At 73.2% G+C, this 25670-nt stretch carries 28 protein-coding genes and 1 pseudogene; 12 read left to right on the top strand and 17 right to left on the bottom strand.

Features of this window, described 5'->3' with window-relative positions:
- On the bottom strand, positions 1 to 256 hold a 256-nt coding region (locus UW392_RS00180), incomplete at its 3' end, for a helix-turn-helix domain-containing protein (RefSeq protein WP_320772734.1).
- A 177-nt stretch (positions 257 to 433) separates the two neighbouring features.
- Here UW392_RS00180 and UW392_RS00175 point away from each other — a divergent pair.
- Positions 434 to 1231 (top strand): site-2 protease family protein, encoded by a 798-nt coding sequence (locus tag UW392_RS00175; RefSeq protein ID WP_320772733.1) that lies wholly within the window; start codon positions 434 to 436, stop codon positions 1229 to 1231.
- A gap of 31 nt (positions 1232 to 1262) precedes the next feature.
- Here the strand turns inward: UW392_RS00175 and UW392_RS00170 are convergent, their stop codons facing one another.
- Together UW392_RS00170 and npdG are read right to left on the bottom strand one after the other, a co-directional pair.
- Positions 1263 to 1454, bottom strand: coding sequence for a hypothetical protein (locus UW392_RS00170; RefSeq protein ID WP_320772732.1), 192 nt, complete (start codon positions 1452 to 1454; stop codon positions 1263 to 1265).
- 99 nt (positions 1455 to 1553) lie between these two features.
- Positions 1554 to 2279: an NADPH-dependent F420 reductase gene (gene npdG, locus UW392_RS00165; RefSeq protein WP_320772731.1), complete on the bottom strand. Its 726-nt coding sequence runs from the start codon at positions 2277 to 2279 to the stop codon at positions 1554 to 1556.
- Positions 2280 to 2454: 175 nt separating this feature from the next.
- On the opposite strand from npdG, the gene UW392_RS00160 reads away from it, so the two are divergent.
- Positions 2455 to 3057, top strand: a complete 603-nt coding sequence (locus UW392_RS00160) for a hypothetical protein (RefSeq protein WP_320772730.1) — start codon at positions 2455 to 2457, stop codon at positions 3055 to 3057.
- A gap of 62 nt (positions 3058 to 3119) precedes the next feature.
- Here UW392_RS00160 and UW392_RS00155 read toward each other — a convergent pair whose 3' ends face one another.
- Entirely contained in the window at positions 3120 to 3347 is a 228-nt protein-coding gene (locus UW392_RS00155) for a hypothetical protein (protein ID WP_320772729.1), read from the bottom strand.
- 68 nt (positions 3348 to 3415) lie between these two features.
- Here UW392_RS00155 and map point away from each other — a divergent pair, with 68 nt between their 5' ends.
- Both map and UW392_RS00145 read left to right on the top strand, forming a co-directional pair.
- Positions 3416 to 4273: a type I methionyl aminopeptidase gene (gene map / locus UW392_RS00150; protein ID WP_320772728.1), complete on the top strand. Its 858-nt coding sequence runs from the start codon at positions 3416 to 3418 to the stop codon at positions 4271 to 4273.
- Positions 4274 to 4467: 194 nt separating this feature from the next.
- Complete coding sequence (locus tag UW392_RS00145; RefSeq protein WP_320772727.1) at positions 4468 to 5133, top strand: biliverdin-producing heme oxygenase; 666 nt, start codon at positions 4468 to 4470, stop codon at positions 5131 to 5133.
- 36 nt (positions 5134 to 5169) lie between these two features.
- On the opposite strand, the gene UW392_RS00140 is transcribed toward UW392_RS00145, so the two are convergent.
- Positions 5170 to 5814 carry a PhzF family phenazine biosynthesis protein gene (locus UW392_RS00140; RefSeq protein WP_320772726.1) on the bottom strand — a complete coding sequence of 215 codons (645 nt, stop codon included), beginning with the start codon at positions 5812 to 5814 and terminating at the stop codon, positions 5170 to 5172.
- Positions 5815 to 5859: 45 nt separating this feature from the next.
- Between UW392_RS00140 and UW392_RS00135 the strand changes: the two genes are divergently transcribed.
- The 4 genes and pseudogenes from UW392_RS00135 to UW392_RS00125 all read left to right on the top strand — a co-directional run bounded on the left by UW392_RS00135 (position 5860) and on the right by UW392_RS00125 (position 8940).
- Positions 5860 to 6978: an iron ABC transporter permease gene (locus UW392_RS00135; RefSeq protein ID WP_320772725.1), complete on the top strand. Its 1119-nt coding sequence runs from the start codon at positions 5860 to 5862 to the stop codon at positions 6976 to 6978.
- Entirely contained in the window at positions 6975 to 7817 is an 843-nt protein-coding gene (locus UW392_RS00130) for a heme ABC transporter ATP-binding protein (RefSeq protein ID WP_320772724.1), read from the top strand. Before UW392_RS00135 ends, UW392_RS00130 begins: the two co-directional genes overlap by 4 nt.
- Before the next feature lie 18 nt (positions 7818 to 7835).
- A pseudogene (locus tag UW392_RS66895) lies at positions 7836 to 7934 on the top strand (iron transporter); the annotation flags it as partial.
- Positions 7912 to 8940 carry a hypothetical protein gene (locus UW392_RS00125; RefSeq protein ID WP_320772723.1) on the top strand — a complete coding sequence of 343 codons (1029 nt, stop codon included), beginning with the start codon at positions 7912 to 7914 and terminating at the stop codon, positions 8938 to 8940. The pseudogene UW392_RS66895 and the gene UW392_RS00125, both read left to right, overlap by 23 nt.
- Positions 8941 to 8970: 30 nt before the next feature.
- Here the strand turns inward: UW392_RS00125 and UW392_RS00120 are convergent, their stop codons facing one another.
- The 5 genes from UW392_RS00120 to UW392_RS00100 all read right to left on the bottom strand — a co-directional run bounded on the left by UW392_RS00120 (position 8971) and on the right by UW392_RS00100 (position 14289).
- Complete coding sequence (locus UW392_RS00120) at positions 8971 to 9699, bottom strand: bifunctional DNA primase/polymerase (RefSeq protein WP_320772722.1); 729 nt, start codon at positions 9697 to 9699, stop codon at positions 8971 to 8973.
- A 280-nt stretch (positions 9700 to 9979) separates the two neighbouring features.
- Positions 9980 to 10621, bottom strand: coding sequence for a TetR/AcrR family transcriptional regulator (locus UW392_RS00115; protein ID WP_320772721.1), 642 nt, complete (start codon positions 10619 to 10621; stop codon positions 9980 to 9982).
- A 158-nt stretch (positions 10622 to 10779) separates the two neighbouring features.
- Positions 10780 to 11799, bottom strand: a complete 1020-nt coding sequence (locus UW392_RS00110; RefSeq protein WP_320772720.1) for a small ribosomal subunit Rsm22 family protein — start codon at positions 11797 to 11799, stop codon at positions 10780 to 10782.
- Positions 11774 to 13006: a serine hydrolase domain-containing protein gene (locus UW392_RS00105; protein WP_320772719.1), complete on the bottom strand. Its 1233-nt coding sequence runs from the start codon at positions 13004 to 13006 to the stop codon at positions 11774 to 11776. Before UW392_RS00105 ends, UW392_RS00110 begins: the two co-directional genes overlap by 26 nt.
- Positions 12958 to 14289 (bottom strand): multidrug effflux MFS transporter, encoded by a 1332-nt coding sequence (locus tag UW392_RS00100; protein ID WP_320772718.1) that lies wholly within the window; start codon positions 14287 to 14289, stop codon positions 12958 to 12960. Before UW392_RS00100 ends, UW392_RS00105 begins: the two co-directional genes overlap by 49 nt.
- Before the next feature lie 93 nt (positions 14290 to 14382).
- Here UW392_RS00100 and UW392_RS00095 point away from each other — a divergent pair, with 93 nt between their 5' ends.
- Entirely contained in the window at positions 14383 to 15402 is a 1020-nt protein-coding gene (locus UW392_RS00095; protein ID WP_320772717.1) for a Gfo/Idh/MocA family oxidoreductase, read from the top strand.
- Positions 15403 to 15417: 15 nt separating this feature from the next.
- On the opposite strand, the gene UW392_RS00090 is transcribed toward UW392_RS00095, so the two are convergent.
- On the bottom strand, positions 15418 to 17097 hold the full coding sequence (locus UW392_RS00090; protein WP_320772716.1) for an alkaline phosphatase D family protein: 1680 nt from the start codon (positions 17095 to 17097) through the stop codon (positions 15418 to 15420).
- Positions 17098 to 17374: 277 nt separating this feature from the next.
- Here UW392_RS00090 and UW392_RS00085 point away from each other — a divergent pair, with 277 nt between their 5' ends.
- Complete coding sequence (locus UW392_RS00085) at positions 17375 to 17920, top strand: DoxX family protein (protein WP_320772715.1); 546 nt, start codon at positions 17375 to 17377, stop codon at positions 17918 to 17920.
- A 56-nt stretch (positions 17921 to 17976) separates the two neighbouring features.
- Complete coding sequence (locus UW392_RS00080; RefSeq protein ID WP_320772714.1) at positions 17977 to 18327, top strand: MazG-like family protein; 351 nt, start codon at positions 17977 to 17979, stop codon at positions 18325 to 18327.
- Positions 18328 to 18418: 91 nt separating this feature from the next.
- On the opposite strand, the gene UW392_RS00075 is transcribed toward UW392_RS00080, so the two are convergent.
- From UW392_RS00075 to UW392_RS00055, 5 genes are all read right to left on the bottom strand, one after another.
- Positions 18419 to 19411, bottom strand: coding sequence for a FecCD family ABC transporter permease (locus UW392_RS00075; protein ID WP_414495316.1), 993 nt, complete (start codon positions 19409 to 19411; stop codon positions 18419 to 18421).
- A 98-nt stretch (positions 19412 to 19509) separates the two neighbouring features.
- Positions 19510 to 20508, bottom strand: coding sequence for a FecCD family ABC transporter permease (locus tag UW392_RS00070; RefSeq protein WP_320772713.1), 999 nt, complete (start codon positions 20506 to 20508; stop codon positions 19510 to 19512).
- A 35-nt stretch (positions 20509 to 20543) separates the two neighbouring features.
- Positions 20544 to 21587: an iron-siderophore ABC transporter substrate-binding protein gene (locus UW392_RS00065; RefSeq protein ID WP_320772712.1), complete on the bottom strand. Its 1044-nt coding sequence runs from the start codon at positions 21585 to 21587 to the stop codon at positions 20544 to 20546.
- 195 nt (positions 21588 to 21782) lie between these two features.
- Positions 21783 to 22733, bottom strand: coding sequence for an aldo/keto reductase (locus UW392_RS00060; RefSeq protein ID WP_320772711.1), 951 nt, complete (start codon positions 22731 to 22733; stop codon positions 21783 to 21785).
- Between the two features lie 199 nt (positions 22734 to 22932).
- The gene (locus UW392_RS00055) at positions 22933 to 23853 is read right to left on the bottom strand and encodes an SDR family NAD(P)-dependent oxidoreductase (RefSeq protein ID WP_320772710.1); all 921 of its coding nucleotides are present in this window, start codon (positions 23851 to 23853) and stop codon (positions 22933 to 22935) included.
- Positions 23854 to 23999: 146 nt separating this feature from the next.
- On the opposite strand from UW392_RS00055, the gene UW392_RS00050 reads away from it, so the two are divergent.
- The gene (locus tag UW392_RS00050; protein WP_320772709.1) at positions 24000 to 24803 is read left to right on the top strand and encodes a helix-turn-helix transcriptional regulator; all 804 of its coding nucleotides are present in this window, start codon (positions 24000 to 24002) and stop codon (positions 24801 to 24803) included.
- Positions 24804 to 24834: 31 nt separating this feature from the next.
- Here the strand turns inward: UW392_RS00050 and UW392_RS00045 are convergent.
- The coding region (locus tag UW392_RS00045; RefSeq protein ID WP_320772708.1) for an alpha/beta hydrolase at positions 24835 to 25670 on the bottom strand (836 nt) is incomplete at its 5' end.

The following is a 25670-nucleotide window of genomic DNA, read 5'->3' as shown; positions in this document are numbered from 1 at the left end:
GCCCGCCGTCGGCCGAGACGACCGCGTCCGCGCCGAGGGCCCGGCGCAGCCGCCCGACGAGCGCCTGCACCGCACCGGGCGCGTCGGCGGGCGGGTCGCCGTCCCACACCTCGTCGACCAGCACGGCCACGGGCACGGTGCGCCCCGGCCGCAGCGCGAGCACGGTGAGCAGGGCGCGCAGCCGTGCCCCGCCGACCGGTACGGGGGTGCCGTCGGGGCGGAGGGCCTGGGTGGTGCCGAGGACGCGGTAACGCACGGGTCCATTGTCACCGGCGGCCCACCGGTACCGCTTGCGGGTTTCCCGCGCGGGGACCGGCGGGAGCCCGGTACCGGGGTGCGGAACCCCCGACCCGGTGCGGGACGTTCCGCCCACACCACCGGTACGGTCGACCCGCACACCGCACACCCGCAGCCCATCCCAGGAGTCCGTCCCATGAGCACCGCCATGTCCCGCCGGAGCGACCGGCGGATCAGCCCGGTCTTCCTCGGCATCGTCGCCGTGATGGCGGTCACGGGGTGGGCCACCTGGACCGGCTTCGCCGAGCGGCCCGGGGTCGCCGTCTTCCTCTTCGTGACGTCCGCGTGGATCGTCTCCCTCTGTCTGCACGAGTACGCGCACGCGCGCACGGCGCTGCACAGCGGGGACATCTCGATCGGCGCGAAGGGCTATCTGACGCTCAACCCGCTGAAGTACACGCACGCGCTGCTGAGCATCGTGCTCCCCGTACTGTTCGTGATCATGGGCGGGATCGGCCTGCCGGGCGGGGCGGTCTTCATCGAGCGCGGCCGGATCCGGGGCCGGTGGAAGCACAGCCTGGTCTCGGCGGCGGGCCCGCTGACCAACGTCCTGTTCGCCGTCGTCTGCACGGCGCCCTTCTGGCTGGGGGCGCTGGACGGGGTGCCGCTCGGCTTCCGGTTCGCGCTGGCGTTCCTGGCGCTGCTCCAGGTCACGGCGGCGATCCTGAACTTCCTGCCGGTGCCGGGCCTGGACGGCTACGGGGTGATCGAACCCTGGCTGTCGTACAACGCGCGCCGCCAGGTGGAGCCGCTGGCCCCGTTCGGCCTGCTGCTGGTGTTCGCGGTGCTGTGGATCCCGGCGGTGAACGGCGCGTTCTTCGACGCGGTCGACGCCATCCTGCGCGTCCTCGGCGTCAGCGAGGTGGAGACCTACTGCGGCCTGGACCTGTACCGCTTCTGGCAGGAGGGCAACGACATCTGCACGCCCGCCTAGCGGGCCCGCCGAGCCGTGCCGTCCGGGGCGCTCAGCCCTCGGCGCCGGCGCCGGCCTGCTGCGCCCTGGACCGGCGCACGTAGAACCAGGTCATGTTGGACGACAGGCCCGCGAGCAGCACCCACACGACGCCGACGGGCCAGGCGCCCTCGACGAAGGAGACCACGGCGGCGGCCACGGAGAGCAGGCAGACGACCAGGGCGTACAGGGCGAGGCGGGGCATGGGGGTCGGCTCCTATCGGCATCGTCCCCACGGGACGGTCGGACACGGTGGTACGGCGTCCAGTGTCCCCCATGCCCCGGTTCGCCTCGCACGAGGTGTCTACAGGTCGGTGAGCCGCAGCCCCGCGTGGGCCTTGTACCGCCGGTTCACCGAGATCAGGTTGGCGACCAGGGACTCGACCTGGTGGGCGCCTCGCAGCCGGCCCGCGAAGATGCCGCGCATGCCGGGGATGCGGTTCGCCAGCGCCTGCACGGTCTCCACGTCGGCGCGACCCTCGCCGAGGACCATCACGTCGGTGTCGATCTCGTCGATCTCCGGATCCTGGAGGAGGACGGCGGAGAGGTGGTGGAAGGCGGCCGTGACCCGTGAGTCCGGCAGCAGCGCGGCGGCCTGCTCGGCGGCGCTGCCCTCCTCCGGCTTCAGCGCGTAGGCGCCCTTCTTGTCGAAGCCGAGCGGGTTGACGCAGTCGACGACGAGCTTGCCGGCCAGTTCCGTACGCAGGGACTCCAGGGTCTTGCCGTGCCCCTCCCACGGCACCGCCACGATCACGATGTCGCTGCGGCGCGCGGTCTCCGCGTTGTCGGCGCCCTCGACGCCGTGCCCGAGCTCCCGCGCGGCCTCCTCGGCCCGCTCGGCGGACCGGGAGCCGATGATCACCTGCTGGCCGGCCTTGGCGAGGCGGTACGCGAGGCCCTTGCCCTGCGGTCCGGTGCCGCCGAGCACCCCGACGACGAGCCCGGACACGTCGGGCAGGTCCCAGGGGTCCTTGGCCGGGGCCTTCGCGGGCGCTCCGGCGGAGTTCTGTGCGCTGTCGGTAGAGGTCATGGGCCGACCTTACGTGCGCGGGCCGGCGCGCCCGGTGTCCGGTCCGGGTGAGCGCGGCCGTGGTGGCGCGGTGGCCCTGCGGATTCGCCCGGCCGCGCCCCGTCCGTGCCCCGGCCGGGCGAATCCGCGGCGAACCGCGCGCCCGGGGCGGCCGGTTGGGACAGGATGCGTCCGCATGGATGCCGTACGGGTCGCCCTGCTGCGTGAAGTGCTCGCCGGGACCGAGTGGCCGGCGGCCACCCGGCGGTTCGCGGGGGCGCTGCGCGGTTCCGTCGCCTCGTACGGCGGCGGTCTGCTGCTGGTGGGGACGGCGGCGTACGAACCGTGGCACCTGGCCGCACACCTCGTCGACGAGGCCGCGTGGTCGGGCCTGCCGGAGCTCGCCCCGACGCTGGTGCGGCACGGGGCGCGGCCCTCGGACCCGAAGCACCTCGCGGTGGGGCCGGCCCGGGTGACGGCCGCCCGGCGGGGCGAGACGCTGCTCGTGGTGGCCCCGGACGCGCCGGGCGGGGCGCTGCTGGAGCGGGTGCACGACGCCCGGCGGGCGGGCGTGACGGTGCTCGCGCTCGGCACCGGCGACCGGGACCTGGGCACGCTGGCGCACGAGTCCCTGGTGGTGCCGGCGGACGCGGGGCTGGACCTGGACACGGCGCAGCACCTGGTGAGCGCGGCGGCGGGCGAGACCTCCCGCCCCGCGTCCCGGGGCGGCGGCCGGCTGCGTGACCGGCTGTCCCGGCTGGCGGACCAGCTGATGAGCCCGCCACCGTCCCACTGGTAGCACCGCCCGGGGCCGGGAACCGCCGCACGGTGCCCGGCCCCGGCCGCTCGTGCCTCAGCCCCTCAGTCCTGCGCGTCCCGCTTGTCGCCGTCGCGCCAGCGCGGATCGTTCTCCCAGTCCTCGGTGCGGTCCCGGGCGGTCTCGATCGCGCGGGCGGCCGCCTCCCTGGACGCGTAGGGGCCCAGGCGGTCCTTGGCCGGGCACTCCGGGCCCTCCTCGACCTTCTGGTGCTGCAGGCAGTAGTACCACTCGCCCGGCTTGCCGACCGTGCGCTTCTTGAACAGGGCCATGCTCACCGCTCCTCTCGCCATGACGCCACGGACATCGTCCCTCCTACCCGCTGGTTAGACTCGCGTGCATGTCTGGCCAGTCGCTGCTCGCACCGGGGAAGCTCTCCCCCGCCCGTACCGTTCCCGGCAACATCCGCAGGCCCGAGTACGTGGGCAGGCCCGCGCCCACGCCGTACACCGGGTCGGAGGTGCAGACCCCGGAGACGGTCGAGGCGATGCGGACCGCCGGCCGGATCGCCGCGCGGGCGATGGCCGAGGCGGCGAAGAGCATCGCCCCGGGGGTGACGACGGACGAGCTCGACCGGATCGCCCACGAGTACATGTGCGACCACGGCGCCTACCCCTCCACGCTCGGCTACCGGAACTTCCCCAAGTCGCTGTGCACCTCGGTCAACGAGGTCATCTGCCACGGCATCCCCGACTCCACGGTGCTCCGCGACGGCGACATCATCAACCTCGACGTGACGGCGTACATCGGCGGCGTCCACGGCGACAACAACGCCACCTACCTCGTCGGCGACGTCGACGAGGAGTCCCGGCTGCTGGTGGAGCGCACCCGCGAGTCCCTGAACCGCGCGATCAAGGCGGTGCGGCCGGGCCGGCAGATCAACATCATCGGGCGCGTCATCGAGTCGTACGCCAAGCGCTTCGGGTACGGGGTCGTGCGCGACTTCACGGGGCACGGCATCAACTCGTCGTTCCACTCCGGGCTGATCGTCCCGCACTACGACAGCCCGCACGCCACGACCGTGATGCAGCCCGGGATGACCTTCACCATCGAGCCGATGCTCACGCTGGGCACGCACGAGTACGACATGTGGGACGACGGCTGGACGGTCGTGACCAAGGACCGCAAGCGCACCGCCCAGTTCGAGCACACCCTGGTCGTGACGGACACGGGGGCGGAGATCCTCACGCTGCCCTGACCTCGGCACACCCCGGCCCGTTCTGTGCGCGGAGCGGGCCTTTTTCGTGCGCGCCGTGTGGTGGCGGACGCCCTCGGGTACGGTTCCTTTTACCGACAGGTCGTCGGGAAGGCGTTGACTTAGGTAAGCCTAACCGTAGAGGATGCGACTGGCTGCACCGGCTCTCGTCGCTCCTTCCCGGCCCGGAGGTCCCCATGAACCCGTCCACGCTCACCACGGCGTTCTCCACCCTCATCCGCACCGCGTCCCACGAACAGCACACGGAGGCGGAGAGCACCACCTTCATGAGCGACATGCTGGGCGGCAGACTCGGCGTCGAGGCGTACGCCCGCTACACCGAGCAGCTCTGGTTCGTGTACGCGGCCCTGGAGAGCGGCGCGCGGGACCTGGCGGACGACCCGGTCGCGGGCCCGTTCATCCAGCCCGAGCTGTTGCGCCTCGCCGCACTGGAGCGCGACCTGGAGCACCTGCGGGGACCGGGCTGGCGGTCGACGCTGACGGCCCTGCCGGCGACACGGGCGTACGCGGACCGGGTCGCCGAGTGTGCGCGCACCTGGCCGGGCGGGTACGTCGCCCACCACTACACCCGCTACCTCGGCGACCTCTCCGGCGGCCAGATCATCCGCGACCGGGCCGAGCGGGCGTGGGGCTTCGCCAAGAAGGGCGACGGCGTCCGGTTCTACGTCTTCGAGGACATCGCCAACCCGGCCGCGTTCAAGCGGGCCTACCGCGAGCTGCTCGACCAGGTGCCCGCCGACGACCTGGAGAAGCAGCGGATCGTCGCGGAGTGCAAGCAGGCGTTCGCGCTGAACACCGCGGTGTTCCGGGCGCTGGGCGAGGAGTTCCCGCTCAGCGCGTGAGCGCCCGGGCGCCCGGGTGCCTGGGTGCAGGGACGGTCAGCGCTCCAGGACCACCCTGCCGCCTACCTCCACCCAGCCGCCGGGCTGCGGCGCGGTCAGGATCTGCGAGCCCGTGCCCTGGACGATGTTCAGGGCACGGCCCAGCCGGGCGGTGAGCAGCAGGGCCGCGGCGCCCGTCGCCTCGTCCTCGGCAACGAGGTCGCCGCGCCCCGGGAAAGCCCGCGCCCGGACCCGGCCCGCCGCCTCGTCCTCCCACGCCCACGCGTAGATCCAGTCTCCGGGCGGCGGCACCTCCAGCGCGTCCACCTCGGCCGCCGATCCGTACTGGCGCAAGGTGCGCGGCGGCGCCCACTCCGGGCGGGCCTCGATCCAGGTGAACTCGCCGTCCAGCCGGGCGCCGACGACCCCGGCGGGCGTGACCAGTTCGGGGACGTCGAGCAGCCAGGCCGTACCCACGCAGGGGTGCCCCGCGAAGGGCAGCCGTGACGTGGGGGTGTAGAGGTCGATGACACCGCGCTCGGGGTCGTCGACGAACACGGTCCCGCTGAACCCGAGTTTCGCGGCGAACTCCTGCCGGTCGGCGGGGTCCGGCAGCTCCGAGCCCTCGCGGACCACACCCAGTTCGTTGCCGCATCCGCCGCGGGGACCGCAGAACACCCGTAGCACGTCGTAGCTCGTCACCCGCGCATTCAACACCAACCGCAACACCACCTGTCAGGAAGCCGAATGACCGTACTGGACAAGCCGGCCGACCCCGTCGAGCCGGGCGGGCCGACGGAGACCGCAGCCGCCGGGGAGCGCACGAGGACGGGGGCCCGGCGCACCACGCCCTACCTGCTCACCCTCGGGCTCGTCGCCGCGCTGCTGGTGCTCGTGCCCGTGGCCGCCGGGATCGGGGCGTACCCCATCCCCACCGGGGACGTGCTGTCCTCGGTGGCGCACCGGGCGGGCCTCGGCGGCGCGGCGCTGGAACGGGTCCCGGAGTCGGTGCTGTGGAACGTACGGTTCCCGCGGATCGTGCTGGCCCTGCTCGTCGGCGCCGCGCTGGGCTGCGCGGGCGCGCTGATGCAGGGTGTGTTCGCCAACCCGCTGGCCGAGCCGGGCGTCATCGGCGTCTCCTCCGGCGCGGCGGTCGGCGCGGTCGCCTCCATCTCGCTCGGGCTGACCTTCCTCGGCAACTGGACGGTCTCCGCGCTCGCCTTCCTCGCCGGCCTCGTCACCGTGCTGCTGGTGTACGTGATGTCGCGGTCCGGCGGCCGTACGGAGGTGGTCACCCTCATCCTCACGGGCATCGCGGTGAACGCCTTCGCGGGCGCCCTGATCGGTCTGTTCATCTTCTTCGCGGACACGGCAGCGGTGAACCAGATCACCTTCTGGCAGCTCGGCTCGCTCGCCCAGTCCACCTGGCCGAAGGTGCTGGCCGTCCTGCCGTGCGCGGCGATCGGGCTCGCCGTCGCCCCGCTGTACGCGCGCAAGCTGGACCTGCTCTCCCTCGGCGAGCGGCCGGCCCGGCACCTCGGGGTGGACGTGGAGCGGCTGCGCGTCGTCCTGATCCTCGTCATCGCGTTGCTCACCGCCGCCGCGGTGAGCGTCTCCGGGATCATCGGCTTCGTCGGTCTCGTCGTCCCGCACCTGCTGCGCATGGCGGCCGGGCCCGGGCACCGCTTCCTCGTCCCGGGCAGCGCGCTCGGCGGGGCCGTCGTCCTGCTGGCGGCCGACCTCGCCGCCCGCACCCTCGCCGAACCGGCCGAACTGCCGCTCGGCGTGCTGACCGCACTCATCGGCAGCCCGTTCTTCTTCTGGCTGCTGCGCAGGACCCGCCGCAAGCAGGGAGGCTGGGCATGAAGTCACTGCTGCTCCGTGGACGTACGGCGGCCCCGCCCCCGGCCGCCGCCCCGGGCGACGTACTCGCCGAGGCCGAGGGCGTCCACGTACGCCTCGGTTCCCGCGAGGTCCTCCAGGGGGTCGACGTCGCCGCCCGCGCGGGCGAGGTCCTCGCACTCGTCGGACCCAACGGGGCGGGGAAGTCCACCCTGTTGAGCGCCCTGGCCGCGGACCTGCCGCCCACCGCGGGCACCGTGCGCGTCCACGGCCGCCCAGCGGCCGACTGGTCCGCGGCCGACCTCGCCCTGCGCCGGTCCGTGCTGCCCCAGTCGGCGTCCCTGGCGTTCCCGTTCACGGTCGAGGAGGTCGTGCGGATGGGCCGGGCGCCCTGGGCGCACCGGCCGGGCGCCGGCGACGAGGACGACCGGGCCGTCGCCGAGGCGATGGCCGCCACCGAGGTCACCGCGTTCGCGGCGCGGCCCTTCTCGGCGCTCAGCGGCGGCGAGCGGGCCCGGGTCGCGCTGGCCCGGGTGCTCGCCCAGCGGGCCCCCCTGCTGCTGCTCGACGAGCCGACCGCCGCGCTGGACCTGCGCCACCAGGAGCTGGTGCTGCGGGTGTGCCGGGAGCGGGCGCGCGCCGGGGACGCGGTGGTCGTGGTCCTGCACGACCTGGGGCTCGCGGCGGCGTACGCGCACCGGGTGGCGGTCCTGCACGGCGGCCGGGTGGCGGCCGAGGGCCCGCCGGCGCGGGTGTTCACGGACGGGCTCCTCTCCGACGTGTACCGCCAGCCCGTGGAGGTCCTCCCGCACCCCCGGACCGGGGAGACCCTCATCGTCCCGCGCCGCGACGCGGGGCGATGACCTTGGGCTCGGTCGCCGTACGCGGTCCCGCCGTTCGCGCCTCCCCTTCCCCCGGTAGGGTTCGCCTCCGGGAAGGGGAAGGTGAAGAGACCTGATGAGCAGGGACCGCAGGGATCGCTTCGGCCGGTACGGCCGTTTCGCCATGGTGACCGCGTCGGTGGCCGTTCTGGCCGTGACGGCGAGCGGCTGCGTGGTCGTGCACGGGGAGCGGGAGATCGTCCCGACGGCGACGCGGGCGGAGGCCGCCCGTGCGTTGAAGGACTTCACCACCGCCTACAACGAGGCCGACGAGGAGTACGACCGGTCCCTGGACGCGGACCGGGTGGACGGCGCGCTCGCCGACATCGACGGCGCGAAGCTGAAGGCGGGCGGTGAGAACAACCCCGACGGGAACCCCTCCCACACACCGCTGCGGCTGTCGGACGCCGAGTTCACCATCCCGGAGAAGGCGGGCTGGCCCCGCTGGTTCGTCGCCGACACCGCCGCCAACAAGGGGTCGCGGAACTCCCGTTGGCTGCTGGTGTTCACCCGGGCGAGCGCCGACGACCTGTGGGCGGTGTCGTACCTGACGATCCTGGACGCCGACGCCGTACCGGAGTTCGAGACGGACGAGGACGGCAACGCGCAGCCGGTCCCGGCCGACGACGAGGCGCTGGCGATCGCCCCGGAGGAGCTCGGGGAGGCGTACGCGACGTACCTGGGATCCACCGGCGACGGCGACGGCGAGGGCTCCGCGGGCGAGGCCTTCGCACCCGGGAGCCACACCTCCCAGTGGCGGACGGAGCGGAAGAAGAACGAGAAGCGGCCGGGGCTCGCCCGGCAGTACATCGACGAGCCGCTGACCAAGGGCGCGTACGCCCCCGTGGGGTTGCGGACGGCCGACGGCGGGGCGCTGGTGTTCTTCGCCACGCGTCACTTCGAGAAGCAGACCGCCGCACCGGGCGTCGACATCCCCGTCACGGACGTGAACGTACGGGCGCTCATGTCCGGCGACGTGAAGTCCGCGCTGACCCTGGAGCACGTCTCCAACCAGGCGGTGCTCGACCCGCCGCGCACGGCGTCGGACCAGCAGGTGCGGTTCCTCAGCCGGGTGGACGGGCTCACCGGCGCGAAGGGCGAGTGACCCGGCGGCGGGGCGGGGCGAGGGGCGGGGTCAGCCGCGCAGCGGCCAGGCCGCCGAGGCGTGGTCCGCGTCCTCGCCCGCGTACCGGGAGCTCGCGTCGGTGAGGATCTCCAGCAGACTCAGCGGGTCCGGCAGCGGATGCTCGGGCCCGCGCACCCAGCGGACGGAGAGGTCACCGGGGAGCCGGGCCGGGGGGACCAGGACGTACGAACCGCGGCAGTGCCAGCGGAGCCCCGGGCGCTCGTCCATCGTCTCGGGGTGGCAGTCCAGCTCGCAGGGCCACCACTCGTCCTCGTCCTCGGGGGTGCCGCGGGTGAGGGTGAAGAACAGCATGCGGCCGTCGTCGGACTCGGCGACCGGGCCGACCTCGATGCCGGCGGCGAGCAGCCGCTCCAGCGCCTCGCGCCCCGCCTCCAGGGGGACGTCGAGGACGTCGTGCACCATGCCCGTCGCGGTGATGAAGTTGGCCTGGGGCTGGTGGCGGGCCCACCGCTCGATCTGGGCGCCGTCGGTCGTGGACTGCGTCTGCCAGGCGAAGGAGACGGGGTGGCGCGCGGGGGTGGGACAGCCGACGCGGTCACAGGAACAGCGGTAGCCGGCGGGGTGCGCGGCCGGCGCGAGCGGCAGTCCCGCGGCGGCGGTGGCGAGCAGCAGGTCCTCACGCCCGCCGTCGCCACTGTCCTCTTTGGGACGGCGACCGCGGAGCCACTGGGAGATCCTGCCCTGCCCGCCGGAGCGGCGGCCGAACTCAGCGCTCATCTGTCCCCTCGCCTCGGTGTGGTGCGGACAGCATGCCTCATGCTCCCACCATCCTGCGCTCCGGGTGGCCGGAGACCGCGTCCGGGTCGGATGGGGCGGCACCGCATTCCGGCCACTCCCCCGGCAACGGTCGGAAGCTATCGCGCACTTTGGCGGCATTTGCCGCCTCGTCGCGGGTATCCACGGTCTCCTTGGTCACACCCGTCGCACGCCGGTCGCACCGAGGCACGGAACGGTCGCACAAGATGGCGCCCGGTCACCGGCCGGCAGCAGCCGGCAGTCAGCGGGGCGCCAGTCCGTGCAGCGCGTAGTCGACGAGGGTGTCCGTGTACGCGTGCGAGAGCGGGCCGCTGCGCTGGAGCCAGCGCTGGGCGAGCGGGGCGACGAAGAGCTCGAGGCCGATGCGCGGGTCGATGTCGGGCCGCACGTCGCCGGCCTCCTGCGCCGAGCGCAGCCGCCGCATGTACAGCTGGAGGCCGGGTTCGAGCAGCCGGGCGACGAACTCGCCGCTGATCTTCTCGTTGACCACGCCCTCGGCGGCCAGCGCCCGGTAGGGCACCTCGAACTTCGGGTCCAGCAGCTCGTCGACGGTGGCCCGCAGGACGTACTTGAGGTCGGCCGCGAGGTCCCCGGTGTCCGGGACCCCGCCGTTCTCGTACCCCTCCCGGCCGGGCGGGGCCGCGGCCTCGGCCGCCTCGGCGGCCTGCTCACCCAGGTCGAGGAAGGCCTCCAGCAGCACGTCGGCCTTGGATGACCACCACCGGTAGATCGTCTGCTTGCCGACCCCGGCACGGGCGGCGATGCCCTCGATGGTCGTCTTCGGGTAGCCGACCTCCCCGACGAGGGCGAGGGCGGCGTCGTAGATGGCCCGGCGGGACTTCTCGCTGCGCCGGGTGGAGTCGGGGGCGGGCTTCTGCACCATGTTCCTCAATTTAACAGGTTGACAATACGGTGCGTCTCGTCTGACGTTGAGAGGGAAGAGAGAGGAAAGAGAAGAGAGGGAAGAGAGGGAAGGAGGGGACGGACGGGCATCATTGAGCCCGAGCGACGGCCGTCGCGGCCGTCACGGCTGTCGCGGGGTCACTCCCCGTCCGCCGGCGGCCAAGCGTCCCCCCAGTCCGCGTCCCGCGCCGCCCGGTAGAGCGGCCCGTGGCGCTTGGTGACCGTGGTGCGGTGGAGCGAGGGCTCGGTCTCGCACAGGTCCAGGAGCACCTGGCCCTTGCGGATCTGGGGCCTGCGCACGATGCGCGACGGGGCCGGGGCGGGCGGGAAGCGGGTGGCGGCGACGTAGGCGAACTTCTCGTCCTCGTACGCGAGGGAGCCGCCCTTGACCTGCCGGTGCAGGGAGGAGCGGCTCACCCGCGCGGAGAAGTGGCACCAGTCCTCGCCGGGCGCTATGGGGCAGGCCGCGCTGTGCGGGCAGGGGGCCGCGACGTGGAAGCCGGCGCCGACGAGCCGGTCGCGGGCCTCGATCACGCGGGCGTAGCCGTCGGGGGTGCCCGGCTCCACGATCAGGACTGCCTGGCCCGCGGCCGCGGCGGCGTCCACGACCGAGGCGCGGTCGGCCTCGGTCAGCTCGTTGAGGACGTAGGAGACGGTCACGAGGGTGTCCGCGCCCGTGCCGCCGAGGTCGAGCGCCGCCCCGATCCGGGCCCGCTTCCACTCGGCGCCCTTCAGGTATGGGTGCGCGGCGGCGATCTCCCGGCCGAGCGCGAGCGCGGGCTCGGCCCAGTCGAGGACGGTCACCGGCCGCTCGCCCGCCCAGGTCGCGGCGACGGCCCAGGTGGCCGCGCCGGTGCCGCCCCCGACGTCCACGTGGCTGCCGGGCACCCAGCCGGGCACGGCGTCCGCGAAGGCGTCGAGCGCCGTGACGACCGCCTCGAACGTCGCCGGCATGCGGTACGCGGCGTAGGCGATCACGTCGGAGCGGTCCCGCAGCACGGGCGCGTCCGTCGGGGTGCGCCCCCGGTAGTTGGCGATCAGCCGCTCGACCGCCTGCGCGGCCGTCCTCGGCGGCAGCCCGTCGAGCAGCCCGGCCAGGGCGGTACGCAGCGTCTCCGCTGTCTCGGGGCTCTCAGCTGGGGGAACGAGGGCTGTCACCCGTCGATTCTCGCAGAGTCCGGGCACGGCTCCCGCGCACCGCCCGCGCCAGCCAGGTGGCCGCCGCCGCACGCGGTCCGTGGTCGGGGACGGACCGGCGCCGGGGGTGCACCGCGTTCGCCAGCAGTACCAGGAAGGTGTCCGTCGCCGGGTCCAGGACCAGCGAGGTTCCCGTGAAGCCGGTGTGGCCCACCGCGCCGTGCCGTGCCAGCTCGCCCATGAAGGGCGGCCGGTCGACCATGAACCCGAGGCCCGGCGGGGTGAGCATCAGCTCGACGAAGTCGGGGCCGAGGATGCGGGCCGGGCCGTAGGAGCCGCCGGCCAGCAACGTCCGGCAGAACACCGCGAGGTCGCGGGCCGTGCCGAACATCCCCGCGTGGCCGGCCACTCCGCCCAGAGCCCACGCGTTCTCGTCGTGCACCTCACCGCGGAGCATCCCCCGGTCCGCCCCCGCCCACGGCCGCCGCTGGTCCTCCGTGGCCGCCGCGCCCGGGCGGGGCCCGAAGCCGGTGGCCGTCATCCCCAGCGGGCGGGTGACGCCGTCCTGGACGAGGACGTCCAGCGGACGGCCGGTGACCCGTTCGAGGATGTGCTGGAGCAGCAGCGTGTTCAGGTCGGAGTAGCGGTACGCCGTGCCCGGCCGCGTCACCGGCACCTCGGCGCGCAGCATCCTGAGCCGGGCCAGGTCCGAGGGGCAGTCGTACAGCGGCAGTCCGGCCCGCAGCCCGGAGGTGTGGGTGAGGAGCTGCCGTACGGTGATGCCGTGCTCGGCGGCCGCCCGGAACTCCGGCAGGTACGCCCCCACGCGTGTGTCGATCCCGACCGTGCCGCGCTCCAGTTGCTGCACCGCGGCGACCGCCGTGAACAGCTTGGTGAGCGAGGCCAGGTCGAAGGGCGTGGAGACGGTGACCGGCACGCGCTCGTCCGGCGGCAGCTCGACGCCCCGGCCCGTCGTCTCGTCGTACGCCGCGTACCGCACCGCCCAGCCCATCGCCTCCTCGACGGCGACGACCGGGCCGCGCCCGGCGATGACGACGGCGCCCGCCGCCCAGGGGTGCTCCCCTTCGATGCGGGCCCGTACCTCGGTGACGAGCCGGCGCAGCGGGCCGGGGTCGAGTCCGGCCCGTTCCGGGGTGCCGGCGCGCAGTCTCGGTGCGCTCAGCTCCTTGATCCCTCCAGTACCGCGCGGTTGTGCCGAGGACGGCACAGTGCCACGAAGCAGACGAGGGCGACCAGTACCGAGGCCAGTTGGACGACGGCCATCGGAACGGCCGTGTCCTCGCCCGCGACGCCGACCAGCGGCGAGGCGATCGCGCCGATGAGGAAGGAGGAGGTGCCGAGCAGCGCCGACGCGGAACCGGCCGCGTGCCGCACCCGCAGCAGGGCGAGGGTCTGCATGTTGGGCAGGGTGATGCCCATCGCCGACATCAGCACGAACAGCGCGACGGAGACCGGGAGGAGGCCCGCCTCGCCGAAGACGCCCGTGGTCATCAGAAGCAGCGCGACCGCGGCCACCGTGACGACGCCGAGCCCGACGGTGAGGACCCGCTCCAGGCTGACCCGGCCGACCAGGACCCGGCCGTTGACCTGCCCGGCGATCACCAGCCCGATCGAGTTCACCCCGAACAGCAGGCTGTACGTCTGCGGGGAGGCCCCGTAGATCTCCTGCACCACGAACGGGGAGGCCGAGACGTACGCGAACAGCGTGGCGAAGGTGAAGCCGCCCGCGAGCATGTACCCGGTGAAGACCCGGTCGGCGAGGAGTCCGCGCATCGCGTGCAGGGTCTCGCGCACCCCGCCCGCGTGCCGCTGCGCGGGCGGGAGCGTCTCGGGGAGCTTCGCCCAGACGACCGCGGTGAGCGCGATGCCCAGCACGACGAGGACGACGAACACGCCCCGCCAGTCCGTCACCCGCAGCACCTGGCCGCCGAAGACGGGCGCGACGATCGGCGCGACGCCCGAGATGAGCATGAGGGTGGAGAAGAAGCGGGCCATCTCCATGCCGTCGTACAGGTCGCGCACGACGGCCCGGGCGATCACGATGCCGGCCGCTCCCGCGAGTCCCTGGAGCAGCCGGAAGGCGACGAGCGTCTCGACGGTCGGCGCGACGGCGCAGAGCGCGGTGGCGACGACGTAGACGGCCATTCCGGCGAGCAGCGGCCGCCGGCGCCCCCAGCGGTCGCTCATCGGCCCGACGACGAGCTGGCCGAGCGCCATGCCGAGGAGGCAGGCGGTGAGGGTGAGCTGCACGGTCGCGGCGGGCGCGCTCAGCGCCTCGGTGACCTCCGGCAGGGCCGGGAGGTACATGTCCATCGCGAGCGGGGGCGTGGCGGTCAGTCCGCCGAGGACGAGGGTGACGAGGAGTCCGGTGCGGCGCAGGGAGCCGATGTCGCGCCCGCCGTCGCCCGCCACGGGTCGGGCGACCGCCGCCCCCGGTATGTGACTCCCCTGACCTGCCTGGTCCCGCGTGGTACTGCCACGCTCGGGCATGTGCCCCTCCCTCTGTGATCGGTTCGCCACCTATGCTCTCAGTTCGAACAGCGTGATCCGTCACGGACATTCAGGACCTGACAAGGGGTGGGCATGGGCGGCGGGACGGTCGGAGCGGTCGGCGAACGCGTGCGGTGGGGGATCCTGGCGACCGGAGGCATCGCCGCGACCTTCACGGCGGACCTGGTGGACCTGCCGGACGCGGAGGTCGTGGCCGTCGCCTCGCGTAAGCCGGACTCGGCGAAGGCCTTCGCGGAACGGTTCGGGATACCGCGCGCGTACGGCGACTGGGCCTCCCTCGCCGCCGACGAGGACGTGGACGTGGTGTACGTCGCCACCCCGCACTCGGCGCACCGGGCGGCGGCCGGCCTGTGCCTGGAGGCGGGCCGGAACGTCCTCCTGGAGAAGCCGTTCACGCTGAACGCGCGCGAGGCCGGGGAACTGGTGGGCCTCGCCCGGCGGCACGACCGCTTCCTGATGGAGGCCATGTGGACGTACTGCAACCCGCTGGTCCGGCAGCTGGCCGACCTGGTGCGGGACGGTGCGATCGGTGAGGTCCGCACCCTGCAGGCCGACTTCGGGCTCAACGCGCCCGTCTCTCCCGCGCACCGGCTGCGCGACCCGGCGCAGGGCGGTGGCGCGCTGCTCGACCTGGGTGTCTACCCGGTGTCCTTCGCGCACCTGCTGCTCGGCGAGCCGGCGTCCGTGACGGCGGCGGCGACGCTCTCCGACGAGGGTGTCGACCTCCAGACGGGCGCGCTGCTGTCCTGGGAGAACGGCGCCCTCGCCCAGCTGCACTGCTCCATCGTCGGCGGTACGTCCACGTCCGCGTACATCACGGGCTCCGGGGGCCGCATCGACGTGCCGTACGGCTTCTTCTTCCCGGACCACTTCGTGCTGCACCGCGAGGGCCGCGACCCGGAGACGTTCAAGGCGGACCCGGCCGCCGGCCCCCGCGACAGCCTCAAGCACGAGGCGCGGGAGGTCATGCGCGCGGTGCGGACCGGCGAGACCGAGTCCCCGCTGGTGCCGCTGGACGGCACCCTCGCCGTGATGCGGACACTCGACGCGATTCGGTCGCGCATCGGTGTCCGCTATCCCGGCGAGGAGTGACACCGGGGGCACCGGTCAGGCCGGCTGGAGCCCCGGGTTCCCCGCCTCGGTGACGAAGGACGCCGCGGTGCTGATCGCGGCACCGGGCGTCGTCACCGCGGGGAGCGTCTTGAAGTCGGCGCGGGCGGCGTCCTCGCCGAGCTCGACGGTCACGTAGCCGCGTCGCCCGTTGTAGAACCTCAGGTGCGGGTTGGCGGCCATGTACGTGTCCCAGTTGGCCGGCTTGTCGGAGCCGTCGCGGCCGCTGCTGATCGACGTGGTGACGAGCTCGGTGCCGACCGTGCGGGACGAGGACGAGGACGAGCGGTCGTCGAAGTCCCGCTGGATGTCGAAGGCGTAGTGGACGTGCACGTCGCCGGTGAGGACCATCAGGTTCTCCACTCCGGTGGCCTCGGCGCCCGCGAGGACGCGCTCGCGGGAGGCCGGGTAGCCGTCCCAGGAGTCCATGGACACCTTGTAGGCGTCGCCGGTGGCGTTGCGCCGCTGGGAGAAGGTGACCTGCTGCGGTACGACGTTCCACCGCGCGCGGGATCTCGCCCAGCCGTCCAGCAGCCAGCGCTCCTGGGTGGCACCGGTCATGGTGCGCGCGGGGTCCTCGGACTCCGGGCCCGGGGTCTGCCAGCCGTCGCCGTACGCGTGGTCGGAGCGGTACTGCCGGGTGTCGAGGATGTCGAACTGCGCGAGCCGGCCCCAGTGCAGGCGGCGGTAGAGCCGCATGTCGGAGCCGTCGGGGCGCTGCGGGCGGCGCAGCGGCTGGTTCTCGAAGTACGCGCGGTAGGCGGCGGCGCGGCGCAGCAGGAACTCCTCCGGCGGGACGTCGTTCTCGGGGACGTCGCCCGCGTAGTTGTTCTCGGTCTCGTGGTCGTCCCAGGTGACGACGAAGGGGTGCGCGGCGTGCGCGGCCCGCAGGTCGGGGTCCGTCTTGTAGAGGGCGTACCGGAGGCGGTAGTCCTCCAGGGTCACCGTCTCGTGGTTGAAGTGGTCCGGCAGAGCGTGGTTCTTGTAGTTGCGGGCGCCGCCCACCGCGTTCACCGCGTACTCGTACAGGTAGTCCCCGAGGTGGAAGACGACGTCCACGTCCTCCTGCGCCAGGTGCCGGTACGCCGTCCAGTACCCGTCGTGGTACGCCTGGCAGGAGACGGCCGCGAAGGTGAGGGCCAAGGCGCGGGAGCCGGGCGCGGGGGCGGTGCGCGTACGGCCGGTGTCGCTGGTCCAGCGGCCGGTGCGGAAGCGGTAGAAGTACGCGCGCCCGGCGTCCAGCCCCGGGACCTCGACGTGGACGGTGTGGTGGAACTCGGGGTGGGCGGTGGCGGTGCCGCGCCCGACGACCCTGCGGAAGCGCTCGTCGTGGGCCACCTCCCACCGCACGGTGATCCGCTCGGCGGGCAGCCCGCCGTCCGCCTGGTACGGCTGCGGGGCGAGACGCGTCCACAGCAGCACCGAGTCGGGCAGCGGGTCGCCGGAGGCCACGCCGAGTGTGAACGGGTCCTCCTTGATCCGCGCCGCGTCCAGTTCGGCGGCGCTCGCGGCACCGGCGGCCGGGAGGTGCACCGAGAAGGCGAGCGCGGCGGCGGCACCGGTGGTGGTGAGGAAGCGGCGGCGGCCGACGTGGCGTGCCACGGCGCGGAGTTCGGAGTGGTGGCGCGAGTTGCTGTGCTGGTGCGGACGGGCAGCTGCGGGTGTCGCGGGTGTCATCCGGCCCTCTCCCCTGACGGTGGGTGTGCAGCGCGTACATCGCTCTCGTCGCATTGGAGTGGCCGGGGCCGACGCCCGGCTGTCGCGTACACAACAGTGAGATGGCCGCCGCGTGAGTTCCGCATGCCGGGAGCGGGCGGTATCCGGCCGTCCCGCGGGACCACCCGATCGGCCGCGCGGGACGGTCGCGGAGGGGTGGTCGGTGCGACGGTGGAGACGCGAGAGGAACGATCGTCCCCACCGCCCACCCGGCCCGAGCCCTTCCCGAGGAGTCACCGTGACCGTTTTCGACCGACGCGACCTGGGACTGCTGCTGCTCCGCCTGGGCACGGGCGGGGTCCTCGCGGCGCACGGCGCGCAGAAGCTCTTCGGCTGGTTCGGCGGGCACGGCCTCGCGGGCACGAGCGGCTGGATGGAGTCCATCGGGTACGCGCCGGGCAAGCAGAGCGCACTCGCGGCGGGGCTCGCCGAGACGGGCGGCGGCGCGCTGCTCGCGCTGGGCCTCGCGACACCCGCGGCCGGTGCGGCCGCCGCGGGCGCCATGGCGGGCGCCGCCGCGGTGCACGTCCCCAACGGGTTCTTCGCCCAGGAGGGCGGCTACGAGTACGCGGCGGCACTCGGCCTGACCGCCGCCGGCCTCTCGGTCACGGGGCCCGGCCGGCTGTCCCTGGACCACGCGTGCGGCCACTCCCTCAACCGCGGCTGGATGGTCCCGGTGGCCCTCGCCGGTACGGCGGCCGCGACGGCGCTGGTCGTGGGAGCGCGGAACAGGCGGGTACGGGAGGAGAAGGAGAAGCGCCCGGAGCCGCTGTTCGAGGGCTGAGAGCGAGCGCCGGGTCCGGGGGCTGGATGCGGGGCCGCGCATGGCAGGCTGCCCGCATGAGTGATCAGCACGCGCCCGGCAGCCGAGAACCCGACCTGTGGGAGTCCGTCACCCTCCTCCACGCCTGGCTGGAGGAGAACCGCACCGAGGAGGACCCGGAGAGCCTGCTGCTCCTGCGTGTGCTCAAGCTGTCCGAGGAGGTCGGCGAGGTCGCCCAGGCGGTCATCGGCGCGACCGGCCAGAACCCGCGCAAGGGCGTGACCCACGACTGGGACGACGTACGGTCCGAACTGTGCGACGTGGCCATCACCGCCCTGGTGGCCCTGCGGACCATGACCCCCGACGCGCGCGAGGTCTTCGCCGCCCACCTGGCGGGGGTCAGGGAGCGCTCGCTCGGTCACCTGTGAGACCGAGTCGCACCGGACGATCGGAGGGGACGAACGGAACCGCCGCCGACCGCTGACCGCTGACCGCTGACCGCTGACCGCTGACCGCTAGCTACAAAGCGCCCTTGCGCCACTCGCGCGCCAGCAGGTAGCCCAGGTACGCCCCACCGAGGGCCATGGTCCAGATGCCGACGGGCAGGTCCTCGAACACGGGGGCGTGCTGGGCGGCGAGGTCCGCGAGGACCAGCAGCAACGCACCCATGAGACCCGACAGGGCCAGATGGGGACCGCTCCCCCGGCTGATCCGCCGGGCGATCTGCGGTGCGGTGAGCGCGATGAACGCGATGGGGCCGGCCGCGGTGACCGCGCCGGCGGAGAGGACGATGGAGAGCACGACGGCCGAGGTGTAGGTGCGCCGGGCGGGCGCCCCCAGCGCCGCCGCCGTTGTCTCCCCCATCTCCGCCATGCTCAGGGGGCGTGACAGCAGGGCTGCCAGGGGTGCGCAGACCAGCAGGACGAGGCCGACGGTCCCGGCGTCCTCCCACGAGCGTGCCGTCAGGCTGCCGTTCAGGTAGGAGGCGAGCACCGTGGCCTGGTCGCGTTCGATCGCGTAGACGATGTACTGGATGAACGCGGTGGCCATCGCGGACACCGCCACACCGGCGATGATCAGGCGGGTGGGGTTGCGGAAGCCGGTGCCCGTGGCGACGTAGACGATCGCCATGGCGGCCAGCGCCCCGAGGAGCGCGCCCACGGCGACGGGCACGTGGTCGGAGAAGAGCAGGGCGACCAGCGCGGCCCCCGCTCCCGCCCCCGGGGCGATGCCGATCACGTCGGGGCTGCCGAGCGGATTGCGCGTCACGGACTGGAAGAGGGCCCCGGACAGCCCGAAGGCCGCGCCCGCGGCCACGGCCACCACGAGGCGCGGTCCCCGCAGCCGGTCGATCACGAAGGCGTCGACGCCGGTGGCGTTCCCCGCGAGGGCCGACGGCAGATCGGCGAGGCCGATGCCCAGCCGCCCGGCCGTGAGGGTGGCGGCCGCGGCCAGGACCACGGCGAGCAGCAGGGCCGTACCGACGTAGAGGACCCGCACCTGGGCACGCAGGACGATCGACGGGCCGAGCCTGAGGAGCGTCCAGCGCGTGGGGGGCCGGACGGCGTGGGGCCGGACGGCGGATCGAACGGCGCGGGCGAAGGGGGTTCTCACTTCGTGGCTCGCATCCTGCGTACGGCGACCAGAAGGGCCGGGGCTCCGGCGAACGCGGTCACGACGCCGACCATGAGCTCCTGGGGACGCACCAGCACGCGCCCGACCACGTCCGCCAGCAGGAGCAGGATCGGCCCGAGCAGCGCGGCGAAGAGGACCTGCCGCCGCATGCCGACCCCGACCAGCGCCCGGACCAGGTGCGGCACGGCGAGACCGACGAAGACGATGGGCCCCGCGGCCGCGGTCGCGCCGGCGCTCAGCACGACGGCCGTCAGCAGCCCGACGGCACGCACCCGGGCCGGCCGGGCGCCCAGCGCCGTGGCGGACTCCTCTCCCAGCGCCACCGCGTTGAGCGACCTGCCCAGCGACAGGGCGACGACGAGGCCCACGGCGATGAGCGGCAGTACGGTCCACACCGCCTCGAAGGTGCGCCCGGTCAGCGCGCCGACGACCCAGTAGCGGTAGCTGTCGAAGGTCTGCGGACTGCTGAGCGTCACCGCCTGGATGAACGCGCTCAGCACGGCGGTGAGCACGGCACCGGCCAGCACCAGCCGGGCCGGGCTGCTCCCGGCTCCCCGCCCGCCGATGAGGTGGACGAACACCCCCGCGAGGAGGGCACCGGGCAGCGCCCACAGCAGCAACTGGGTCTGCCCGGACGCGCCCAGGAACGCGCTCGCGGCGACCACACTGGCGGCGGCACCGGTGTTGATGCCCATCAGCCCCGGTTCGGCCAGCGGATTGCGGGTCACCGCCTGCATGAGCACACCGGACACGGCGAGTCCGGCGCCGACGAGCACGCCGAGCACGGTGCGGGGGTAGCGGCTCTCCACCACCACCGTGACGTACGCCTCGCCCCGTCCGGTCAAGGCGTCCCAGACCTGACCGGGCGGGATGTTCTTGTTGCCGACCATGACACTGGCGAAACAGACGAGCGCGAGGACGACGACCGCGCCCAGGGCGATCGCGGCCGTCCGTCCCCGGTGAGGCACCTGCATGCTGTGACTGATTCTCCTCGGCTGCGTACCCGCCGCTACTTGCCCGCCTTCTCGACGGCCTCGTCGATGAGCGGCAGGTACCGCTCGATGCTCCACGGCACGGTCAGCGGGTTGAGCATGGAGGAGGCTGTGACGAAGGAGTAGTCGTCGCTGTGGACGAGGGCGCCCTTCTTGACGGCGGGCATCGCCGCGTACAGGGGCTGCGCCTCGATCTCCTTGCGCGTCTTCTCGTCCGTGTAGAACGTGAAGAGGAGATCGCTGTCGTTGAGCTTGTCGGCGTTCTCGAGCCCGATGAGCGAGGAGTCGGTGCCCTCGGTCTCCTCGAAGGTGTCGACGACGGGGTCGACCTTCAGCCCGAGCGACTTGACCATCTCGACGCGCTGCTCGGTGGCGCTGAAGACACCGAGCGTGCCCGGCCCCGAGGTGTAGATGTACGAGAACTGGTGGTCCGCGTACTCGGGCCGGGTCTTGGCCGCGTCGGCGAGCTGCGTCTTGATGTCCGTGATGAGCTTCTCGCCCTCGTCGGGCTCACCGACGGCCTTCGCCACGATGTTGATCTGCTCGTCCCAGTCGGTGCTCCACGCCTGGTCCGGGTAGGCGACCGTCGGGGCGATGTCCTTCAGCACGTCGTACTGCTTCTGCGTGATGCCGGACCACGGGGCGAGGATGAGGTCGGGGGCGAGTTCGGTGATCGCCTCGATGTCGATCTGCTCACCGCCCGCGAACTGCTCGGGCAGTTCGTCCCCCTCCTTCTCCACGGCTTCCTTGATCCAGGGGAGGTAGCCCGACTCGTCGCTGCCCCAGGCGTACTCCTCGATGCCGACCGGCGTGTGGCCCAGCGCGATGGCCGTCTCGGCGGACCCCTGCCCGAGGGTGACGATCCGCTCGGGGGCCTTCTCGATCTCGGCCGTGCCCAGCGCGCTCTTGATGGAGACGGGGAAGGCGCCGCCGGCGTTCTCGGAGGAGGACGCGTCGTTCTCCTCCCCACCGCCGCCGCAGGCGCTGACCGCCAGCATCACGGAAGCGATCGCCGCCGCGGCGTGGGCGCGACGCGGCCTCCGGCGAGATGCGTTGAGCATGAGTTTCCTTCCCCCAGCTGAACAGGCGGAACACGCGGATCGGGTGCAACAGGCAGCACATACCGAAGGGTTGGCGGTGACCGGCGTACGGAAAGCCGTCCCCACCAACCCAGTAAGGCAACCCTAACCTATCTGCCGATCTGGAGTTTGACCACGTTGTTCACCGGCTCGTGACCCGTCCGTGCCCGCCGGAGGTCAGAGGATCCCGTCGAGGAGGCCGCGGTGTTCGTCGGGCAGCCGCAGCCGGGCACCCGCGAGCGCCTCGTCGAGCTGCTCCGGGCGGCTGACGCCGACGATCGGAGTGGCGCCCGGCCTCCCCCCGATCAGCCAGGCCAGGACGACCTGGTTCCGGCTCACCCCCAGCTCACCGGCCACCTTGTCGAGGGCCGCCAGCCGCCGGGGAGTGCCGGGGTGGTCGTACGCACCGGGCAGCGGCCGCTCCTCCGGACGGCCGTAGAAGCCGTTCAGCAGGGCGGTGTACACCCACAGGTCCAACTCCGGCTCACTGTCGACGTAGTCGACGACCTCGTCGGTGACCCAGGCGAACCGGTGGTTCACCCCGGACACCGGTATCCCGGGCCGGGGCTGGAGATAGGAGTGCCGCAACTGCAGCGCGCTGAACCCGGCCCACCCGTTCCGCCGGGCGATCTGCCGGGCCCGCTCCACCCGCCACACGGGGTGGTTGGAACACCCGACCCGCCCCACGACCCCCTCGGCCACCAGCGCGCCGAAGCCCTCGGCGGTCTCGGCCAGGTCGACGGACCGGTCCTCCATGTGCGCCCAGTACAGATCGATCCGGTCGGTCCCCAGCCGCCGCAGACTCCCCTCGGCACCGGCCCTGACCGCCGCCGCCGACAGCCCCTGCCGGTTGGCCGGCCAGTCACCGGGACCGCCGGGTTCGGCCCCCACCTTGCTGCTCAGGTACACCCGCTCCCGCCGCCCCGGACGCGCGGCCAGCCACCGCCCGAGGACCTCCTCGCTCTGCCCGCCGCGACCGCTCGGATCGTCCCAGAAGGCGTAGCAGTCGGCCGTGTCGAGGAGCGTCCCACCGGCGTCGACGAACCGGTCGAGCAGGTCGAAGGACGTGTCGACGTCCACAGTGGTGCCGAAACTCAGGGTTCCCAGTACCAGGTTCACTTCGGGCACGGCTCGGTCCTTTCCTCGGCGCGTGACGGCGCATGACGGCACATGACGGATGACAGGTGGGAAGAGACGGGAAGCAGCACGGGTACGTGCGGCGTGGGACGTGCGGTGCGCGCGCCGGTCATCCTGGCAGTTGAAGCGCGCTCGAAGACAAGGCGGTCGTCGCCGGCCGGTCGAGCGGGTAGCGCGCGGCGGGCCGCTGTCAGGTCTGCTGTTCCAGCCACTCCCACAGGGCCTGCTCGCGGTCGGCGTCGTAGGACTCGGCGGACGAGCGCATGGCCTTCGTGCGGTGGATGTACGACCCGGTCGGCGCGTTCGTGTGCCCGAGGACGACGTCGGCGAGCTTGCGGCCCGCGGCCGGCGGGGTGTCGACGAGCGGGGTGGCTTCGAGGACCGGGACGAGCCACTTCATCGCGAACTCTGCGGAGCCCCCCATCTCCCGGGCGAGTCCGGTGCCCGTGACGAGACTCGGGTCGTAGGCGAGGACGTCGACCCCGCCGGGCAGGCGGCGGGCCCACTCGTGGACCAGGTGGATGGCGCCGAGCTTGCTCGTGGCGTAGGCGCGGCGGCCGCCGGAGCGGACCTTGTGGGAGCGAGGGTACGCACCGGGCCGGAAGAGCGACTCCGGGTCCTGCCACAGGGGCGGGGGCATGATGCCGCCGGTGTGCCGGAGATCGCCGAAATGGGCGTCGCTGACGGTGACGACGATGCGCGAGGAAGCCCGCAGATGGGGATGGAGCCTTCTGAGCAGCAGGTGGGTCGCGAGGACGTTGACGGCGAAGGTCAGCTCGTGTCCGTCCTCACTCGTGTGCAGGGCGTCGGAGAGATGGACCCCGGCGTTGCAGACGATGCCTCGCAACGGTGGCAGTTCGCCCGCGTCCAGGAGGTCCTCCACCCGTGCCGCGGCGGTACCGACGGATGCCTTGCCGGCAAGGTCCGCGGGGACGGTCGAGACATGGGGTGAGATCTCGCGCAGCCGTGGCAGGGCACGCGCCGCGGAGGCCTCCCGCGCCAGGACCACCAGGTGGGTCTCCGGACTGCGGCGCAGGACCTCTCGTGCTGCTTCGAGACCGATTCCTCCGGTGGCGCCGGTCATGACGACGGTCCGGGTCGCTTCGGGCATCACTCGCTCCAGGATTCGAGGGTTGGGGTTGGCGTGCAACGAATCTGCGGCACGTCGCGGCACAGGGGGAGACCTCGCCGAACCTGGTACCGGCAGGGCCAGGCAGCGCGCCGTCCGCCGCGCCCGGCGGGAGGCACAATGGGCGGGTGCTCAGCAGCAGTGATCGAACCGACTTCGGGGACTACCTGCGCCGGCGTCGGGCCGCGATGGCCCCGCCGGACCCGCCGGGCAGCGTGCGGGTGTCGCGGCGGCGGGTCCCGGGGCTGCGCCGCCAGGAGCTGTCCGACATCGCCGGGATCTCCGTGGAGTACTACACCCGCCTCGAACAGGGCAGGGCGGCCCGCCCGTCACGCGAGATCCTGCACGCGCTGGCGCGGGCCTTCGGGCTCTCGGTCGCCGAGCGGGACCATCTGTTCCGGCTCGGTGGCGAGCCGCCACCGCAGATCGAGGCACCGGACGCCGTGATCCGTCCAGGACTGCTGCGGATGCTGCGTGGCCTGGAGGACACGATGCCGGTCACCGTCCACGACGGCCGCCTCGATCTGCTGGCCTGCAACGCGGCCGCCGCCGAACTGATCGGGCCGCTGGCGGACGGCGCCGGCCGGTACGGACGCAACATCGCCTACCAGGCCTTCATCGCACCGGCGCTGCCCGACCTGCTCGGCGAGGAGGGCGCGGAGCTGTTCGCCCGGGTCGCGGCGGCCGAACTGCGTACGGCACTCAGCCGGTACCCCGGCGACGACTACCTCCAGAGCCTGTTCGCCGAGCTCACGGCGGTCAGTGCGAGCTTCCGCGACCACTGGGAACGGTGTGAGGTCGGCGCGTGGCGCTCCGCGGTGAAGCGCATGCACCACCCCCGGCGCGGGTGGTCACGCTTCGACATCGAGATGCTCCACGACGCCGAGCGGGACCACTGGGTCATGCTCTACACGCCGCATGACGCCGCATGACGTGACGGGACGTGACGGTACTGTCCCGCCGTCAAGCCCGACGGAGCGACCGGAACCCCACCCTGAGCTCTTCCACGAAGAGGTCCGGTTGCTCCCAGGCCGCGAAGTGCCCGCCCCTGTCGAGCCTGTTGTAGTGGACGAGGTGCGGGTACGCCTGCTCCACCCAGCTCCTCGGGGCCCCGTAGAGCTCGTCGGGGAAGATGCTCACGGCCACCGGGACGGAGACGCCCTTCACGCCGAAGAACGTGGTGCCGGCCTCCCGGCTCTCCCAGTAGAGGCGGGAGGCGGAGACCGCCGTGGTCGTCAGCCAGTAGAGCGTGATGTTGTCGAGGACGTCGTCCCGCGTCAGGCCCTCGCGCTGGCCGGCGAAGGCCCGGGAGATCAGCTCCAGGCTGGCCGCGTCGTGGTCGATCAGGAACGCCGCCAGGCCGACGGGCGAGTCGGCCAGCGCGGTCAGCGTCTGCGGGCGCGTTCCCATGATGCCGGCGTAGGCGGCGTGCCGGTACAGGAAGTCCAGTTGCTCGGTCGCGCGCCGCTCCTCCTCGGAGAGCGACAGGCCGGAGGGCAGCGGGTTGCCGGCCACGAGCGCCTGCTCGATGGCGGGCGGGACCGCGCCGGGCATGTTGGTGTGGATGCCGAGCAGTCCTTGCGGCGCCTGCACCCCCATGAGGTCGGTGACGATCGCGCCCCAGTCGCCGCCCTGCGCGACGTACTCCGCATATCCCAGGCGCCGCATCAGCTCGGCCCAGGCACGGGCGATGCGATCGGGGCTCCATCCGGTCGTGGCCGGCCTGCCCGAGAACCCATGTCCGGGCAACGACGGAATCACCAGGTGGAAGGCGTCCGAAGCGTCCGCGCCGTGAGCCG

The organism is Streptomyces sp. CRN 30 (assembly GCF_034105845.1).
This window is presented reverse-complemented; position numbering and strand designations above follow the sequence as displayed.

Excerpts from the sequence above, each read along its gene's own strand:
- UW392_RS00135 (WP_320772725.1), top strand. The coding sequence starts at position 5,860 with ATGACCGTACTGGACAAGCCGGCCGACCCCGTCGAGCCGGGCGGGCCG.
- UW392_RS00125 (WP_320772723.1), top strand. The coding sequence starts at position 7,912 with ATGAGCAGGGACCGCAGGGATCGCTTCGGCCGGTACGGCCGTTTCGCC.
- UW392_RS00120 (WP_320772722.1), bottom strand. The coding sequence starts at position 9,699 with ATGAGCGCTGAGTTCGGCCGCCGCTCCGGCGGGCAGGGCAGGATCTCC.
- UW392_RS00100 (WP_320772718.1), bottom strand. The coding sequence starts at position 14,289 with ATGCCCGAGCGTGGCAGTACCACGCGGGACCAGGCAGGTCAGGGGAGT.
- UW392_RS00155 (WP_320772729.1), bottom strand. The coding sequence starts at position 3,347 with ATGGCCCTGTTCAAGAAGCGCACGGTCGGCAAGCCGGGCGAGTGGTAC.
- UW392_RS00065 (WP_320772712.1), bottom strand. The coding sequence starts at position 21,587 with ATGCTCAACGCATCTCGCCGGAGGCCGCGTCGCGCCCACGCCGCGGCG.
- UW392_RS00090 (WP_320772716.1), bottom strand. The coding sequence starts at position 17,097 with ATGACACCCGCGACACCCGCAGCTGCCCGTCCGCACCAGCACAGCAAC.
- map (WP_320772728.1), top strand. The coding sequence starts at position 3,416 with ATGTCTGGCCAGTCGCTGCTCGCACCGGGGAAGCTCTCCCCCGCCCGT.
- UW392_RS00160 (WP_320772730.1), top strand. The coding sequence starts at position 2,455 with ATGGATGCCGTACGGGTCGCCCTGCTGCGTGAAGTGCTCGCCGGGACC.
- UW392_RS00055 (WP_320772710.1), bottom strand. The coding sequence starts at position 23,853 with ATGCCCGAAGCGACCCGGACCGTCGTCATGACCGGCGCCACCGGAGGA.
- UW392_RS00130 (WP_320772724.1), top strand. The coding sequence starts at position 6,975 with ATGAAGTCACTGCTGCTCCGTGGACGTACGGCGGCCCCGCCCCCGGCC.
- npdG (WP_320772731.1), bottom strand. The coding sequence starts at position 2,279 with ATGACCTCTACCGACAGCGCACAGAACTCCGCCGGAGCGCCCGCGAAG.
- UW392_RS00070 (WP_320772713.1), bottom strand. The coding sequence starts at position 20,508 with ATGCAGGTGCCTCACCGGGGACGGACGGCCGCGATCGCCCTGGGCGCG.
- UW392_RS00145 (WP_320772727.1), top strand. The coding sequence starts at position 4,468 with ATGAACCCGTCCACGCTCACCACGGCGTTCTCCACCCTCATCCGCACC.
- UW392_RS00170 (WP_320772732.1), bottom strand. The coding sequence starts at position 1,454 with ATGCCCCGCCTCGCCCTGTACGCCCTGGTCGTCTGCCTGCTCTCCGTG.
- UW392_RS00095 (WP_320772717.1), top strand. The coding sequence starts at position 14,383 with ATGGGCGGCGGGACGGTCGGAGCGGTCGGCGAACGCGTGCGGTGGGGG.
- UW392_RS00115 (WP_320772721.1), bottom strand. The coding sequence starts at position 10,621 with ATGGTGCAGAAGCCCGCCCCCGACTCCACCCGGCGCAGCGAGAAGTCC.
- UW392_RS00175 (WP_320772733.1), top strand. The coding sequence starts at position 434 with ATGAGCACCGCCATGTCCCGCCGGAGCGACCGGCGGATCAGCCCGGTC.
- UW392_RS00080 (WP_320772714.1), top strand. The coding sequence starts at position 17,977 with ATGAGTGATCAGCACGCGCCCGGCAGCCGAGAACCCGACCTGTGGGAG.